This window comes from Mesorhizobium sp. BH1-1-4, assembly GCF_020165665.1.
In the GTDB taxonomy this organism is placed as follows: Bacteria; Pseudomonadota; Alphaproteobacteria; order Rhizobiales; family Rhizobiaceae; genus Mesorhizobium.
Map to the genome: position 1 here is coordinate 1 of NZ_JAIUIN010000008.1, position 16,881 is coordinate 16,881.

13 protein-coding genes are annotated in these 16,881 nt (G+C 63.7%); 9 read left to right on the top strand and 4 right to left on the bottom strand.

The annotated features are described in order from the left end of the window. The 7 genes from LB569_RS15870 to LB569_RS15900 form a co-directional block, all read left to right on the top strand. The coding region (locus LB569_RS15870) for a DUF5801 repeats-in-toxin domain-containing protein (protein ID WP_318013115.1) at positions 1-3,629 on the top strand (3,629 nt) is incomplete at its 5' end. Between the two features lie 71 nt (positions 3,630-3,700). Next, on the top strand, positions 3,701-4,069 hold the full coding sequence (locus LB569_RS15875; RefSeq protein ID WP_140705884.1) for a hypothetical protein: 369 nt from the start codon (positions 3,701-3,703) through the stop codon (positions 4,067-4,069). Positions 4,070-4,719: 650 nt separating this feature from the next. Beyond that, positions 4,720-5,922, top strand: coding sequence for an ABC transporter substrate-binding protein (locus LB569_RS15880; protein ID WP_224693140.1), 1,203 nt, complete (start codon positions 4,720-4,722; stop codon positions 5,920-5,922). 46 nt (positions 5,923-5,968) lie between these two features. Then, complete coding sequence (locus tag LB569_RS15885) at positions 5,969-6,631, top strand: thermonuclease family protein (RefSeq protein ID WP_224693141.1); 663 nt, start codon at positions 5,969-5,971, stop codon at positions 6,629-6,631. Positions 6,632-6,778: 147 nt separating this feature from the next. Beyond that, positions 6,779-7,534: a GGDEF domain-containing protein gene (locus LB569_RS15890; protein WP_224693142.1), complete on the top strand. Its 756-nt coding sequence runs from the start codon at positions 6,779-6,781 to the stop codon at positions 7,532-7,534. A gap of 302 nt (positions 7,535-7,836) precedes the next feature. Next, positions 7,837-8,205: a VanZ family protein gene (locus tag LB569_RS15895; protein WP_224693143.1), complete on the top strand. Its 369-nt coding sequence runs from the start codon at positions 7,837-7,839 to the stop codon at positions 8,203-8,205. A gap of 38 nt (positions 8,206-8,243) precedes the next feature. Next, entirely contained in the window at positions 8,244-8,417 is a 174-nt protein-coding gene (locus LB569_RS15900; protein WP_224693144.1) for a hypothetical protein, read from the top strand. Positions 8,418-8,780: 363 nt separating this feature from the next. Here LB569_RS15900 and smc read toward each other — a convergent pair whose 3' ends face one another. From smc to LB569_RS15915, 3 genes are all read right to left on the bottom strand, one after another. Next, the gene (smc, locus tag LB569_RS15905; protein WP_224693145.1) at positions 8,781-12,239 is read right to left on the bottom strand and encodes a chromosome segregation protein SMC; all 3,459 of its coding nucleotides are present in this window, start codon (positions 12,237-12,239) and stop codon (positions 8,781-8,783) included. Positions 12,240-12,338: 99 nt separating this feature from the next. Continuing rightward, positions 12,339-13,082, bottom strand: a complete 744-nt coding sequence (locus tag LB569_RS15910) for a DsbA family protein (RefSeq protein WP_224693146.1) — start codon at positions 13,080-13,082, stop codon at positions 12,339-12,341. A gap of 164 nt (positions 13,083-13,246) precedes the next feature. Continuing rightward, on the bottom strand, positions 13,247-13,747 hold the full coding sequence (locus LB569_RS15915) for a DUF721 domain-containing protein (protein WP_224693147.1): 501 nt from the start codon (positions 13,745-13,747) through the stop codon (positions 13,247-13,249). Between the two features lie 53 nt (positions 13,748-13,800). Between LB569_RS15915 and mutY the strand changes: the two genes are divergently transcribed. Both mutY and LB569_RS15925 read left to right on the top strand, forming a co-directional pair. After that, a complete protein-coding gene (gene mutY / locus LB569_RS15920; protein ID WP_224693148.1) occupies positions 13,801-14,925 on the top strand; it encodes an A/G-specific adenine glycosylase in 1,125 nt (374 codons plus the stop codon). Further along, positions 14,918-15,529, top strand: coding sequence for an HAD family hydrolase (locus LB569_RS15925; RefSeq protein WP_140705865.1), 612 nt, complete (start codon positions 14,918-14,920; stop codon positions 15,527-15,529). The genes mutY and LB569_RS15925 overlap by 8 nt, the downstream gene beginning before the upstream one ends. A gap of 64 nt (positions 15,530-15,593) precedes the next feature. Here LB569_RS15925 and LB569_RS15930 read toward each other — a convergent pair whose 3' ends face one another. Continuing rightward, the gene (locus LB569_RS15930; protein ID WP_224693149.1) at positions 15,594-16,727 is read right to left on the bottom strand and encodes a site-specific DNA-methyltransferase; all 1,134 of its coding nucleotides are present in this window, start codon (positions 16,725-16,727) and stop codon (positions 15,594-15,596) included. Positions 16,728-16,881 lie beyond the last annotated feature (154 nt).

Below are 16,881 nucleotides of genomic sequence, written 5' to 3' on the forward strand. Positions count from 1 at the left end.
CCGACAAGGACGGCGACACGGCGACGGCGACGGCCAACATCGGCCAGAACCTGACCTTCCTCGATGACGGCCCGTCGGTGACGGCGAGTGCGACCCAGCCTCCGCTGACGGTCGACGAGAGCAATCTCGGGCAGAATGCGACGGCGAGCTTTGCCTCGGTGTTCACACCGGTGTTCGGCGCCGACGGCGCGGCGGCGGCCAATTCGGTCACCTATGCGCTGGGCTTCAATGCCGGAGCGACGGGTCTTGTCGACACGGCGACCGGCCAGGCGGTCGTGCTCAGCCTCAACGGCGGTGTCGTCGAGGGCCGCACGGCGGTCGGCAACGAGCTGGTGTTCACGGTCGCCACCGATGCGTCGGGCAATGTCACGCTCGACCAGCTGCGGGCGGTGGTTCACCCGAACGCCGCCGATCCCAACGATGCCAAGAGCCTGTCGGCGGACAACCTGATCACGCTGACGGCGACGGTGACCGACAAGGACGGCGACACGGCGACGGCGACGGCCAACATCGGCCAGAACCTGACCTTCCTCGATGACGGCCCGTCGATCTCGGTCTCGACGGCGGTGCAGCCGGTGCTGACGGTCGACGAGACGGATCTGACGGCCAATGCGACGGCGAACTTCGCCGCCAACTTCACCTCGGCGTTCGGCGCCGACGGCGCCGGCACGCTGGTCTATGGCCTGAGCGTGGTGGCGGGTGCGTCGGGTCTGGTCGACACGGCGACCGGCCAGGCGGTCAACATCGCCCTCGTCGGCAACGTCGTCGAAGGCCGCACGGCCGTCGGTGGCGACCTGGTGTTCACGCTGACCGTCAACACGGCGACCGGCGGGGCGACGCTGGACCAGATCCGGGCGGTCGTCCATCCGACGACGGACCCCAACGAGCCGACCAGCCTGAGCGCCGACAATCTGATCAAGGTGACGGCGACGATCACCGACAAGGACGGCGACAGCCAGACGGCCTCGGTCGACATCGGCAAGAACCTGACTTTCCTCGATGACGGCCCGTCCATCTCGGTCTCGACGGCGGTGCAGCCGGTGCTGACGGTCGACGAGACGGATCTGACGGCCAATGCGACGGCGAACTTCGCCGCCAACTTCACCTCGGCGTTCGGCGCCGATGGCGCCGGCACGCTGGTCTATGGCCTGAGCGTGGTGGCGGGTGCGTCGGGTCTGGTCGACACGGCGACCGGCCAGGTGGTCAACATCGCCCTCGTCGGCAACGTCGTCGAAGGCCGCACGGCCGTCGGTGGCGACCTGGTGTTCACGCTGACCGTCAACACGGCGACCGGCGGGGCGACGCTGGACCAGATCCGGGCGGTCGTCCATCCGACGACGGACCCCAACGAGCCGACCAGCCTGAGCGCCGACAATCTGATCAAGGTGACGGCGACGGTGACCGACAAGGACGGCGACAGCCAAACGGCCTCGGTCGACATCGGCAAGAACCTGACTTTCCTCGATGACGGCCCGTCGATCTCGGTCTCGACGGCGGTGCAGCCGGTGCTGACGGTCGACGAGACGGATCTGACGGCCAATGCGACGGCGAACTTCGCCGCCAACTTCACCTCGGCGTTCGGCGCCGATGGCGCCGGCACGCTGGTCTATGGCCTGAGCGTGGTGGCGGGTGCGTCGGGTCTGGTCGACACGGCGACCGGCCAGGCGGTCAACATCGCCCTCGTCGGCAACGTCGTCGAAGGCCGCACGGCCGTCGGTGGCGACCTGGTGTTCACGCTGACCGTCAACACGGCGACCGGCGGGGCGACGCTGGACCAGATCCGGGCGGTCGTCCATCCGACGACGGACCCCAACGAGCCGACCAGTCTGAGCGCAGACAATCTGATCAAGGTGACGGCGACGATCACCGACAAGGACGGCGACAGCCAAACGGCCTCGGTCGACATCGGCAAGAACCTGACTTTCCTCGATGATGGTCCGTCGGTGGTTGCCCCGGACTATGCTATTCTATCAAACGGAGCCGGGAGTCCGGTCACATTTGCCTTGGACGCAGACCATACGCTGTCGAACAATTACGGAGCGGACGGTCCCGGCACGGTGAGATTCGCGGCGTCTCTCGACACTGCGGACAGCGGCCTGACCTCGGGCGGCGTGCATATCCTCTATGACGTGTCGCCGGACGGCCATACCTTGGTAGGAACTGCCAATGGCTCGACGGTGTTCACCGTCACGCTCGACCCCCTGGCCTCAACGTATTCGGTGGACATGGACGGAACGATCGACAGCCTGACGCAAGTGAACTTCACCAACGGAAGCTATGACTTCTACGGCAGCAACAAGCCTTGGGCCGGCTTCGTGCCCACCGGCCAAGATAGCGCGCCGGTAAACGACGATTCGAGGGACGTGCTTTTCACGCCGTTCGGTACCGGCACGTCGATCAACGGAAACGCGAATTCCTTTGGTGTCGGCGGCGGTAGTGCCGGACAGAATATCGGCGCAGGCGAAGGCATAAGGGCCGACTTTGTCCAGGACTTGACTGGATCTCCCCCCGCCACCCACGTCTTTGACAAACACTATCTGGTTAATGGTGCCAGCTTCACGTTTGGCGATGGCGGCAGCAACACTCTCCTTCAGATTACGGCCAAAGACGACAACGCTACTACCGGCACCGACGGCAACACGGTGGTCGGCGATGGCCACCTCGATTCCATTACGTCAGTCACGATCACATATGACGGGCAAACGCAGCTTGTCACGCAAGTGGACGCCGCGGCACATGTCTATACAATAGGCAATCCGGGAGGGCTGACGGACAGAAGTTATACGGTGCAATTCGTCGACTTGGGCAGCGGGCACTATGCCGCCCAAATAACGGGCGTGCTCGACACAAACGTTTCCATCGCGACATTCACTGCCGACGGGTACAACAGCCTGGAGCTGTTGAACAAGAGTGGCGACGACTTCGACATTACCGGATTCGGCGCGGCCGTTCAGACTACCGATCCAGTCAACTTCCACCTTCCGATCGAGATCGTGGATGGTGACGGCGATATCGCTGCAAGTTTGATTGGCCTGACATTGAGTGGAACCGGATTCCAGAACCATTCGGCCGACGCCTCAGGCGCTTCTCATCTCTACGCGTCGACGGCGCTCGCGCCCAACATCATCGGGTCTGACTACAACGACACGCTGACGGGCGACGGTTCCGCGAATGTGTTTTATGGGGGAGCCGGAGCCGACATCCTCAACGGCGCCGGCGGCAACGATACGCTCATCGGCGGCCCCGGCAGCGACACCCTCACGGGCGGGGCGGGCAACGACCTCCTTATCGGTGGCGCGGGGGCAGATACGCTTACCGGCGGCACCGGCGCCGATACGTTCAAGCTCGATCAGCTCGAACTAAACATCAAGGACATCATCGCCGACTACAACAAAGGCGAGGGAGACCAAATCGATCTGACCGCGTTGTTTGACACCGCACTGAACCCCAACATCAACAACTATGTACAGTACAATAGCACAACTCATATCCTCAGCGTGGACACCAGCGGCTCGGGCAACGCGGCCAACTTCGTGGACGTGGCGCAATTGACGAACTCACCTGCCGCCGGAACCATCACGATCCTGTACGACGACACCACGCATGCACAGCACACAGTCACGATTTAAAACTTCTGTGCGCTCGTGCCCCCGTGCTATACATTAGCGGAACATGAAATGGCAATTTGGAGAGGGCTTACATGAGAATTAGTTCAAGACTGCTGGTTTCCACTGCAACGCTTTTCTTGGCTGGATCGTCCGGCTATGCCGCCGACATCATCGGCGGCTCGACGGCCGATTATTGCCGCACCGTTGGAACATCCAATCTCGTGCTGACCGAAAACACGGTCGACCTCACGACACAGGTCGTGAAACTGATGGATGAGTCGAGCGCCGTCGCCAGTAGCCCGGAATGGATCAACTCGTCCCGGCCGGTCTTCGTCTGGGCTTCGGAAGCCAAGGTCGCCTGCGGCAAGGCCTATGGCTATCTCAAGACCAATTATCGCGACGAAGACTATCTCAACAAGTGCGAGTGTTTTCACGACCGCATGGTCGAGTACATGAACTGACCGCAAGAGCGAGGGCGCCCGGCGGGTCCGATGAATGGCGATCGCGCACCGCTCGCCGTGATCGCTGGGGCGGTCGCGCTGATCGGTTGGCTGGTGCCGGCCGCGCCGGCCAGGGAATTCGAGCCGTCTTCGGTAGAACAGGCACCATCAGCCATCGCGGTGCGGCAGATGCCCTGCAGCGCTGCATCCACGTGGTCGCGCGAGGCCTACATGGCGTTCGCGACCTGCGAGGCATCGATCCACGGCCTTGAACCGATACTGGCGCAACGAGACCCGGTTCTCCGCTCTTTCCGTTCGCTACTGCGAGCGCGCGAGGGCCATACTGGCAAGGGACGGCCTGGAGGTGGTCGGGCCGTTACCCCTCGCGACGTTCGGGTTTTCCGCCCTTTCGCAGGAGCCGGAGAGCAACCCGGCCGGGGCAAAGCGTGTCTGCGTACGCAGGTTTTTCGTGCCCGGCCCACGCTATATGAAATGCGCCGACTATCGAAGCGCGGAGCAGGCCAGGCGGATCAAAACGCTCCGCGCGCAGCTGTTTCGCGACTGAGCAAGTCGCCCAAATGAGACGCAGAATCGCCGCGAAGTGTGTCGACAATGAAGCCGGGCAGGACGTGTTACGGGTGTAGACCGCGGACAGGGGTTGGGGGGCAAGAATGGTATGTGACCGGAAGGTCCACCACGGTTCGCGGACATGGGCGGTCGCCTGTGCACTGGCCGTGGCGTTGTTCGGCTGTCAATCGGGTGGCTCGGTCTCCGACGCGCTAGACCCGGCCGCCGTCGCCGCCGGGGCTCAGCAGCCGGGTGTCGCAGCCCCCGGTCCCGGTCAGGCCACGCAGACCCTCGGCACGGGACCTGCCCGGATTGCCATGCTGCTGCCGCTGTCCGCCCCCGGATCGGTGGGCGAGAACGGCCGAAAGATGCTCGACGCCGCCAAGCTCGCGATGACGGATCTCGGCAACCCGCTGCTGACGCTCACCGTCGAGGACACAAGGGGTGACGCGACCTATTCCCAGCAACTGGCCGTAAAGGCGATAACCTCGGGAGCGAAAGTGGTCATCGGCCCGACCGAACTGCCGGCGGCCCAGCATGTCGCGAAACTGTCCGGCTCGAACCGCCCGGTGGTCCTGGCCCTTGCCGATAATTTTGCCGGCGGACCCGGTGTCTATGCGGTGTGCCTTACCGAAGCCGACAGCGCGGCGGCGGGCGCCGGCGCGATCGCGGCCAAGGGCGGCAAGAAGTTCGTCCTGCTGGTGCCGGCCGGCGCGAGTGCCGACATTTTCGAAAAGCGGGTTGCCAACAGCCTCAGCGTGTACGGCGCCGCCCTCGCAATAACCATCCCCTATACCAGCGCCGACAGCGCGGCAAAGGCGGTGGCCGACATGGGCTCGCTGGTGGACGCTCCCGATGCCGTGATCGTCGCCAGCGGCGACAGCAATCCGTCGCCAATCCTGATCGCCCTGAAGGCAAAAGGCATTCCGGGAAAATCGACCTCCGTGGTCGGCACGAATCGCTGGCTGGAACATCCGACCAGTCCACTTTTCGAAGGCGCCTATATAGCGACGCTCGACCAACATGAAACAGGTCCCATTTCGGATCGCTTCAAGGCCACCTTCAACTATCAGGCCGACATCAATGTCGCCTATGCCTATGACATGGTTGCCCTGACCGCGGGCATTGCGAGCGCTGCCGGACCGAACGGTTTCAACAGGCAGGTTTTCGAGAACCCGAATGGATTTCGCGGATCGACCGGCTTGTTCAGGTTCCGCGCCGATGGTTCCAGCGAACGCTCGATGCCGTTTTACCGGATTGAAAAAGGTGCGCTCAAACTGGTTGCCAAATCAACGCCCAGCTTCTAGCGGGTTGGGCGCGGGCGGCCCGATGGGACAAGCGGGGCGCCTTCGCATGATGATCGCGGTCGCAAGCCTCGAGCTTCTCGTCGGCATCCTGCTGCTGGGCAAGGCGGCGACCCTGTTCCCCGTCGAACGGGCCGCCATCGAGCCGGCCCCGGATGTCAACGATGACATCGCGCAACCTCGGGGTCGATCGATCGTCAATTCGGCCCGCAAGATTGCCGAGGATCTCATCGCACCACCCCGGATCGAAGGAACCGACATGGAGCGGGTGGACCCTCGTTCGCCGCTTGGCGACCTTGGCCTGGCGTCACGTCCCAAGTCATCGATGCCCAGGGATTGGCGCGAAACGCTGCTGTACCGTCCGGTGGCCACGACGTCGGCCGGCTTCGACTCCATGGGGCGGAAACTGTTCATCAGCGGAACCCAGGGCGTCGAGCCCGACAGGGTCTGCCTGTTTCACGACGTTTCGTGGCCATGCGGGCAGCGGGCGCGCGCGGCTTTCAACAACTGGATGCGCGGGCGGGCGCTGAACTGTTTCGTGCCTCCGGAGGTCGACCGCTTCCCTGTCGCGGCGACATGCAGGCTGGGCAAGCAGGACGTCGGCGCCTGGCTCGTATCAAATGGTTGGGCGCAGGCCTTGCCGAGCGGCATCTATGGCAAGGCGGAGGAAACAGCCAAGACGGCGCAGATGGGAATCTTCGGCCCCCCATAGGCGGCGGCAGAACCGGATTCGCGGCAGAGGCCGGCCTTCTCTCCAGCCAACTGGGCGATCCATGCCGACGCCTCAAATTGTATTGTTCTTCGAAACCGAAATCCTAACTTGCCGGCCTTATGCTTGGGGATCGAACGGAGATCGACCATGAGCAACGCAGCAGCCGATGTCCCGGCCCATCACGAATGGAAGATCATTGCCTGGTTGGCCTTCCTTGGAACCACCGGCAGCCTCGGCCTCTCCCTGATCTTGAACTATCTGCTGTTGTTCAGCGAGACGCTGACGCCTTTCGCGCGAGGGATGATCACCGCGACGCTTTTGCCCGTGGTGATCTGCCTGCCGCTTTTTGTGTTCATAGGCCTGAAACTGGCCGAGATCCGTCGCTATCGGCGGGAACTCAACAGGGCTGCCACCTTCGATACGCTGACGGGTTGCCTGAACGGCAGCGTCTTCACGTCGCTGATCGAGAGACGGGCGATCAGATCTTCCCCGCCGGGCGAGCGATCGGGCGCCTTCCTGGTCATTCATCCTGAACATCTCAACGCCATCAATATGCGCCACGGCCTGAACTGGGGCGACGAAGCCTTGCGCCTCATAGCCTCGAGCATCCGGTCTTGCGTGCGCTCGCAAGATGTCGTCGACCGCATAGGCGCGTCCATGTTCGGTGTCTTCCTTCCCGGAACGGACGAGGCCGACGCTAGGACGGTTGGCGAGCGTATCCGCGCCAGTGTCGCGCAGGTCTATTTCGCCCCTCGGGGTGCCGAGGAGATCCTGGCCGTCACTGTCGGCGGCGTGGTTTTCGAGCAGGAACTGGACTTCGAGGACATGTTCCGGCCGGCGGAAGAGAGCTTGTCAGGCAAAGGCGGTTTCGAACTGTCGCGTATCCAACGCGTTTCAACCTGACGGTCTCCGGCGCCATCGAGAGCCGTGCGTGAAAGAAGTGGAACCCGCTTTGCCGGGCAACAACCTTCCCAAAATCCGGGATAATCCGCGCTCTCATATCGGCAATAGTGAAAGGCGTGTCCTGCGCCGGCAAGACGGCCTGGGATCTCCTTGTGACCACGAGACGGGGCTCGTTGCTTTCCAAAGCCGGCTGATGCAATCGTGCGAGACAGTGCCAGCCTGCCGTGCGAGCATTGCCAGGCAGCGAAGATTTCGGAACCGGCTTCGATGGCGGGTGTATCGAAGCAGACTGTTGGAGCAGAATGAAATTTTACTCAGCCGCTGAACGGATTGCTTTTGTCGTCACGCTGATTGCCGTTCTGGTGCTGGCGCTGCTGCCGATACCCCGCCTCGATGAATTCGGCATCGACATCGGCTTCCCCTACGACAAGGCCAACCATGCCAGCGCCTTCGCGGTCCTGGCGTTTCTGGGAGGTCTGGGCTGGCCCGATCGCAAGGCGAGGCTGATCATCTTCCTCGCGCTGGTCGGTGCCGCGATCGAAATCCTCCAGGGCACGTCGCTGATAGGCCGTGACCTCGACGTGTTCGACTGGGTCGCCGACTGCATCGGCATGGCGTTCGGTCTGCTGGCAGCGACCTGCGCGAACTGGATTCGGCGGCGGATACATTGAGATACCCAGATCAACCAATTGGCAGCACAAGAAACACGATGGCCCTTAAAATCAGGCTTCCAGGCGGCACGTTGAAAGTGAAGCAACATCATGAATTGCGCCGCCGCGAGCAGAAGCGCGAGGTGCCGGTCTGGCAGGTCGGCAAGTATTTTGTCGTCTGGTGGCCGGCGACGATTTCCGACCGCCCATCCAAACGTCCGGACCCGGAGTGAAACGACTTTCACTGACCCTTTGTTAGATACGCGAATCTACGTATACTATCGCGTCATGGTACTGCGAATCAGATTGCCCCGCGGCACGCTGAAGCTGAAGTCCTACCGCGAACTGCGAGATCGCGAGCGGGATCGCAAGGTGCCTGTGCTCAAACTGGGCTGGATTTATTTCATCTGGGCCTCTGCCAAGCAGCATTCGCACAGACACGGCCAGGCTGAATAGCCTTAGAGCGGTTCAGCGTTTGGTAGAATCGCTGACCCGCTCATTCCTTGTTTTTACGCAGTTCCCAAGGCGAAGCGCTACGCGCTTCTCCCGGGAAAACCGCTACGCACTTTCCTGGAATTGCTCTGGGCCTTAACGCCTCAGCTTGCCTCGCGCATGGCTTCGGCTGCCTGCAGATCAACCGAAACAAGCTGGCTGACGCCCTGTTCGGCCATGGTCACGCCAAACAGCCGGTCCATGCGCGCCATGGTGATGGGGTTGTGCGTGATGATGACGAAACGCGTCTCGGTGGTCTTGGCCATCTCGTCCATGAGATTGCAGAAGCGTTCGACATTGTGATCGTCGAGCGGCGCGTCGACTTCGTCGAGCACGCAGATCGGCGCCGGATTGGTCAGGAACACGGCAAAGATCAGCGACATCGCCGTCAGCGCCTGCTCGCCGCCGGAGAGCAGCGTCATGGTCTGAGGCTTCTTGCCTGGCGGACGGGCCAGGATTTCAAGGCCCGCCTCCAATGGATCGTCGGATTCGATCAGCTGCAATTCCGCCGTGCCGCCACCGAACAGATGCGAGAACAGCCGCTGGAAATGACCGTTGACGACATCGAAGGCTGCCAATAGCCGCTCGCGCCCTTCGCGGTTGAGGCTCTGGATCGCTTGCCTGAGCTTGCGGATCGCCTCAATGATATCCTCGCGCTCGGAGACGATCGTCTCCAGTCGCTCGGAAAGCTCCCTCTGCTCTTCCTCGGCGCGCAGATTGACCGCGCCGAGCCGTTCGCGCTCGATCTTCAACCGATCCAACTGGCGTTCGATCTCGGCCATCTCGGGCATCGGATCGTCGGCCTCCAGCCCGGTGTGGCGGATGACCAGATGCGGCGGCGTGTTCAGCGTTTCCTGGATGCGCGCCTCGACCTCCAGCCGGCGTTCGTCGGCCGCCGTCAGCCGTTCCTCGGCGCGGGCGCGGGTTTCGCGCGCTTCGGCCAGCGACTGGATGGCACCGGTCGCCGCCTTGTCCAGTTCGGCCTGCCTGTTCTCCGCTTCCTGCAGACGGTCGGCTGCCGCCTTGCGCAAGGTCTCGGCCTCGGTGAGCTGCGACAGCAGCGCACGGCGCTTGGCATCGATCTCGTCGGGCGCATCGGCCAGCCGTTCGCGCTCGGCCTCGGCCTCGGCCTTGCGTTCGCCGAGGGAAGCGATCTGCGTCGAGGCGTTTTCTGCGCGCACCAGCCAGTTGCTGCGTTCCGCGCCAATGGCGTCCAGCCGGCGCGTGCGGGACTCGGCTTCGCGCCGCAGCCCTTCATGGACGGCGCGCGCATCGGCCAAGGCGGCGCGATCGCGGGAAACGTTGGCCGAGGACTGTTCGAGCTGCAATTGCAGGTCGCCGAGATCCGGCGCGTCCTGCAGCAACATCTCGGCCTCGACAAAAGCCGCCGACGTCTCCTCGTGGCTATCGACGATGCGCGCGCGGGCCTCATCGAGTGCCGCACGCCGGCTCGCCAATTCGCCGCCGGCCTTCTCGGCCTCGGCAAGTGCATTGCGGGCGGCGTCCAGCCGGTGCTGGGCATCGCGTCCGGCCTGACGCGTGTTGCGCTCGGCCTCGCTCGCCTGCCGAAGTGCTTGCTCGGCCTGTGCAAGCACCTCCTCGGCCTGGCGCAGGACGAGCGTCGCCTGAATCGCCTCGGCATCGAGTTCGGCAAGACGGTTCTTCTGTGCCAACCTTTGGGCCGCGGCCGTCGGTGCATCGGCGCTGGCGGTCAGGCCGTCCCAGCGCCACAGCGCGCCCTCGCGGCTGACCAAGCGCTGGCCGGGAGCCAGAAGCCCCTGCAACCGGCGGCCGTCGGCGGCCTCGACGATACCGATCTGCGCCAGCCGGCGCGCAAGCTGGGCCGGCGCGCGCACCACGCTGGCGAGGCTCTTGATGCCTTCCGGCAGGGCCGCGTCGCCGGGCTGGATCTGACTTTCGCCCCAATGCGCCGGCGCGCTGCGGTCGAGCGGCACGTCGAGATCCTCGCCCAGTGCCGCCCCCAGAGCGGTCTCGAAGCCGCGCTCGACGCTGATCTGCTCCAGCACGGAAGGGAAGAGGTCGCCGCTGGCCGCGTTCAGGATCTTGGCCAGCGTGCGCGCTTCGGTCTCAACCCGCGCCAGCTCCGCCCTGGCCTCCTGAAGCGGCGGGCGGGCGGCACTTTCGGCGCCACGAGCGTCGATGACCGACTCTTCGGCCTGCGAGACCGCTGCCTCGGATTCCTCCAGCAGTGCCATCGCCTGTTCGACCAGAGCCTGCTTCTCGGCCGGATCCGGCAGGCCTGCCACCTTGGCGAGGATATCAGACAATTCCCGGTCGACCTCGGCGAGCTGGCGGGCGAAGCGATCGCGGCGCTCGGCGGTTTCTCGCAAAGTCCGTTCGATCTGATGGCGCGAGGCGGCGGCCTCGGCGCGCTCGGCCGTCAGCGCGGCGAGCTTGGCTTCGCTTTGCGCAAGCGTCGCGGCGGCCTGTTCGAATGCCGCGCGCGTGGTGGCCTCGCGCTCGGCGGCGCCGGCGTTCTCCGAGTTCAGCGCAGCCTCTTCCGCGCGCAGGCGCTCGAGAACGTCGGCATTGTCGCGCACCATCCGCTCTTCGCGGGCGATGTCGCCGTCGAGTTGCTGCAACCGGCGCTCGAGTTCGGCCTGACGGGTGCGGATGCGACCGGCTTCTTCCTCGATCTGCGACCGGGCGATCGACAGCCGCTGGAAGGCAGCGGCAGCCGCGGCTTCAGCGTCGCGCAGGTCAGGCAGGCGATGGGCGGAGATGCCTTGTTCCTTGGCCGCATTCATCTGCGTGGCGGCGCGGTCGCCGACCAAAGCGGTGGCGACGGCCAGCGCCGAACGCGCCTCGCCTTCCTGTGTCTTGGCCAGCGTCCAGCGCAGATGGAGAAGCGTCGCTTCGGCCTTGCGGATGTCGGCGGACAGGTTCTTGAAGCGCGAAGCCTGGCGCGCCTGGCGCTTCAGGCTTTCGATCTGGCTTTCCAGTTCGCCGACGACGTCGTCCAGGCGTTCGAGATTCTGTTCGGCCGCCTTCAGCCTCAGTTCCGCCTCGTGGCGGCGGGTGTGCAAGCCGGAAATGCCGGCCGCCTCTTCGAGCAAAGCGCGGCGCGCCTGGGGCTTGGCCTGGATCAGTTCGCCGATACGGCCCTGACCAACCATGGAGGGGGAACGCGCGCCGGTCGACTGGTCGGCGAACAGGAGCTGCACGTCCTTGGCGCGCGCTTCCTTGCCGTTGATGCGGTAGAGCGAGCCCGCCTCGCGCTCGATGCGGCGCGATACCTGAAGCTCGTCGGCATCGTTGAAGGCGGATGGAGCCGAGCGGTCGCTGTTGTCGAGGAAAAGCGTGACTTCGGCGGTGTTGCGGGCGGGACGCGTGCCCGAGCCGGAAAAGATCACGTCGTCCATGCCGGACGCGCGCATGTTCTTGTAGGAGCTTTCGCCCATCACCCAGCGCAGCGCCTCGACAAGGTTCGACTTGCCGCAACCATTGGGTCCGACAATGCCGGTCAGGCCGCGTTCGATGACGAACTCGCCTGGTTCGACGAAGGACTTGAAGCCGAGGAGGCGAAGGCGCGAAAACTTCATTCACGCGCCTCATAAAGTTTTGCGATAGGACGCATGGCGCGCGAACAGAAAGAAAGGCAAGCAGCGCCGGAGCGCTGCCGCTTCAGCGCTGAGCCGATGTCAGAGCAGAGGGTCGATGATCGCCGACATTTCCTCAATCGACATCGCCCCTTTGTAGGTCTTACCGTTGATGAAGAAGGTCGGTGTCGAGTCGACCTTGAATTCATTGGCGCCACGCTTCTGGACCGATCTCACATCGTCCAGAAGTTTCTGGTCCGTCAAGCAGGCCTCGAAGGACTCCTGTGTAAAACCGGCGAGCTTCGAGATTTGCAGCAGCGCATCCTTGGTGTTGGACACGCCGACCCAGTTCGCCTGCTGCCGGAACAGCACATCGACCATCGGGAAATAGTTATCCTTGGAGCAGCGCGCCAGCATGAAACCGGCTTCGGCGCTCGGATCGAACGGGAATTCGCGCAGGATGTAACGGGCCTTGCCGGTATCGATGTACTTGGTCTTCAAATCCGGGAAGGTGGTCTCGGCGAAATGCGCGCAGTGCGGGCAGGTCATCGAAGCGTATTCGACGATGGTGACCTTGGCGTCATCCTTGCCGAGCTGCTTGTCGGGCAGCGCACCCGGCTTCAGCAATTCTGCCATATCCACGGTGCCTTGCGCCTCCGGCACCTGGACCGCGGCGGGCGTGGCCGGCTTTGCGGGCGTGGCCGGGTCCGCAGGCTTGACATCCGCGGCCTTCGCCTGTTCGCCGGAATCGCTGCAGGCGGCAAGCAGGGCCACCGCCGGGATGGCTGCAAGCGAAGTCAGGACGTTTCTGCGAGAGAAGCTTTGGCCAAACGGGGGACGGCTCATACGAATCACCTGATAAGGGTTGAATTTTGCAATGCAAAGGCACGAAAAAGCGAGAGTTGGCGCGAATTAAGGCATCCCTGTCCCCAATCCAATCGTGAAACCTGACAAGGGCGATCACGAATGCGCGAGATTAACGACAAACCTATGACTATTTCCAGTGCGAACTAAACTTTCCTTCCGCCCAGAATGGTCGCCCCCAGCCGTTCCAGCGAGGCGCGTAGCCCGTCATCCTCGATAAGCCCCACAGTATTGGCCAATTTCGCCTTTTCCGCCGCGTTCAGTGCCCTGAGGGCGGGTCTGGGCCGGGCTTTTCCCGAGCTTACCGGCTTCTGCACGATCCTGATGCGGCCTATCGCGGTGAAACCCAGGAATGCATTCACCCGGTTGATGATCTCGCCGGTCTCGTGCTGCAGATGAAGCGCGGCCATGCCTTCGCAGGCGATGACCAGAACGGCCGGCTCGAACGGATCGTCCTCGTGCATGCGGCGCGGCCACTGGATCTTTTCGGGCCGCGAGTGGGTCGCGAGGCGTGGTCCGGCAATCTCTTCCCAGGACTGGACGAGGCCGATCGAGATGCCTGCCCGCTTGCGCAGCACCGGGTCGAGGATCTCGGTGGCGAGATCGCTCACCGGAACGGGATTGCCGAAGCGCCTTTTCCCTGCCATGTGCGTTCTCCAGCCACGACCCAGCAGATACCGGCCAGGCCAACGCAAGATCAATGGCACCAGCAGACCAGACCCGCAAGGCCATCCCGGACGACACTGCGTCACGCCTGCTCGCCTGGTACGACGTGCATCATCGCGAATTGCCGTGGCGCGTGAGCCCTCGCGACCATGCACGCGGCGTGCGGCCCGACCCTTACCGTATCTGGCTGTCCGAGGTGATGCTGCAGCAGACCACCGTCGAAGCGGTGAAATCCTATTTCCGCGCCTTTGTCGAGAAATGGCCCGATGTCACGGCGCTGGCCGCGGCGCCGACCGAGGATGTGATGAAAGCCTGGGCGGGGCTCGGCTACTATTCCCGTGCCCGCAACCTCAAGGCCTGCGCCGATCTGGTGGCGGCGCGCGGCGGCCGGTTTCCCGACATAGAGGCCGGCCTTAGAGAATTGCCGGGGATTGGCGCCTATACGTCGGCGGCAATAACGGCGATCGCCTTCGACCGCCCCGCAGCCGTTGTCGACGGCAATGTCGAGCGCGTCATCTCACGGCTGTTTTCGATCACGACGCCGCTCGGCGAAGCCAAGGCCGAGATACGGGCCCATGTCGAGCGCATGGTGCCGGCGACGAGGCCCGGAGACTTCGCCCAGGCGATGATGGACCTCGGCGCCACCATCTGCACGCCCCGCCGGCCGCGCTGCATGCTATGCCCGCTGCGCGGGAACTGCAGCGCGATCCTATCCGGCGACCCGGAACACTTCCCGGTGCGGCTGCCGAAGGCTGACAAACCGCTGCGGCGCGGCGCGGCTTTCGTGGCCGTGCGTGAGGACGGCGCCATTCTTTTGCGCAAGCGGCCGGAAAAGGGACTGCTTGGCGGCATGACGGAAGTGCCGACCACCGCCTGGACGGCACGGGTGGACGGAGCCACCACGCAAGCGGCGGCGCCCTTCCCCGGCGATTGGCGGCACGCCGGCAAAATCACGCACGTCTTCACCCATTTCGCGCTCGAACTCGAAGTCTTTCGCGCCCACACCAAAGGTGATGCGCTGGCAGGGCATTTCTGGTCGCCCGCCCGCGAGATATCGGGCGAGGCGCTGCCGACTGTCATGAAAAAGGCAATCGAGGCTGCGATACCCGGCGCGACGAAAAAACCGTCGCCATCAGGTACAAAGAGGCTCCATGACTGAAATCCGCCACATCGTTTTCGACATCGGCAAGGTGCTGATCCACTACGATCCCAATATCCCGTTCAGTCGCCTCATTCCCGATGCCGGGGAGAGACAGTGGTTTTTCGACAATGTCTGCACGCATGACTGGAACCTCGAGCAGGACCGTGGCCGGACTTGGCAAGAGGCCGAGGCGCTGCTGATTGCTGACCATCCCGGGCACGCGGAAAACATCCGCAACTTCCGCCGCTACTGGAACGACATGGTGCCGCACGCCTATGACGACAGCGTCGCCATCATGCTGGGCCTGATCGAAAGCGGACACGACGTGACCATGCTCACCAACTTCGCTTCAGACACGCTGGCCGAAGCCCGGCAGCGCTTCGATTTTCTCAGCCGTCCGCGCGGCGTGACAGTGTCGGGCGATATCGGCAAGATCAAGCCCGACCGCGACATCTATGACCATCACGTGGCGGCGTTCGGCCTCGAACCATCCGCGACACTGTTCATCGACGACAGCCAGAAGAACGTCGACGGCGCCAAGGCCGCTGGCTGGCAAGCGGTGCTGTTCACCGATGCCGCCACGCTTAAAGCAGATCTTGAGCGGTTTGGAATAAAGGCGTGATCCGAATCGGTTCCGGCGATCCGTTGAGATTTTGAATCAACGAAGTATGAGGAAGCGGCAGGGGTCAGCCCCCTGCCCGTTCCATGCCGAGCCGGGCGATGCGGCGCAGTTCATCGATCGGGGTCAAGCCGCCGCTGCGCTCATAATGCCAGAAGGTCCAGCCATTGCAGGCATCCAGCCCCTGCACCTCGGCGCCGATCTTGTGGATCGAGCCGGCGCTGCCGCCGATCGCCACCGTGCCATCGGCGCGAACCTTGGCGGCCCACCGCTTCTTGGCGTCATAGAGCGTGGCGCCGGGCGTCATCAGCCCGGTGTCGATCAGGCTGACGAAGGCGACGCGCGGCTCGGCGCGTTTTCCGGTGAGCACGGTGAGGTCCGCTTCGTCGAGTGGCCGCACGGCGTCGATGCGCTCATTGGCGGCGTCGATATAGGCCTGCTCGCGCTCGATGCCGACGAAGTGGCGGCCGAGGCGCTTGGCCACGGCGCCCGTTGTACCGGAGCCGAAGAACGGGTCGAGCACGACGTCGCCCGGCTTGGTCGACGCCATCATGATACGGGCAAGCAGTGCCTCGGGCTTCTGCGTCGGATGCAGCTTGTCGCCATTTTCGTTCTTCAGGCGCTCGCCGCCGGTGCAGATCGGGAACAGCCAGTCGGAGCGCATCTGGATATCGTCGTTCGACGCCTTCAGCGCTTCATAGTTGAACGTATAGCCCTTGCCCTTCTGATCGCGCGAGGCCCAGATCATGGTCTCATGGGCGTTCTGGAAGCGGCGGCCGCGGAAGTTCGGCATCGGGTTGGTCTTGCGCCAGACGACGTCATTGAGGATCCAGAAGCCGAGATCCTGCATCTTGGCGCCGACGCGGAAGATGTTGTGATAGGAGCCTATGACCCAGATCGTGCCGTTGGGCTTCAGCACCCGGCGCGCCGCCAGCAGCCAGGCGCGGGTGAAGGCGTCATAGGCTTCGAAGCTTTCGAACTGGTCCCAGTCGTCGTCCACCGCGTCGACCTTGGACTGGTCGGGACGATGCAGATCGCCATCGAGCTGCAGATTGTAGGGGGGATCGGCAAAGATGACGTCGATCGACTTTTCCGGCAGGCGGTCGAGCGCCGCGACGCAATCGCCTTTCAGGATCGTGTCCAGCCATTCGGATTGCTGGGGAGCATGGGAGAGCTCGTCGAGAAGACGCACGGCTGACATTTTTACACCTAAGGCACGCGTTACTGTTTACTCCCCGTTATGGTTACCGATCAGCGTAAATATTCGGTGAAGCTTTATCGATCCCGTGCAGGAGTTTGCGAAGCCGTGCCCATTGGTGTATGCCGCGCCGCTCGAGCCCCGAGCGGCCATTCCT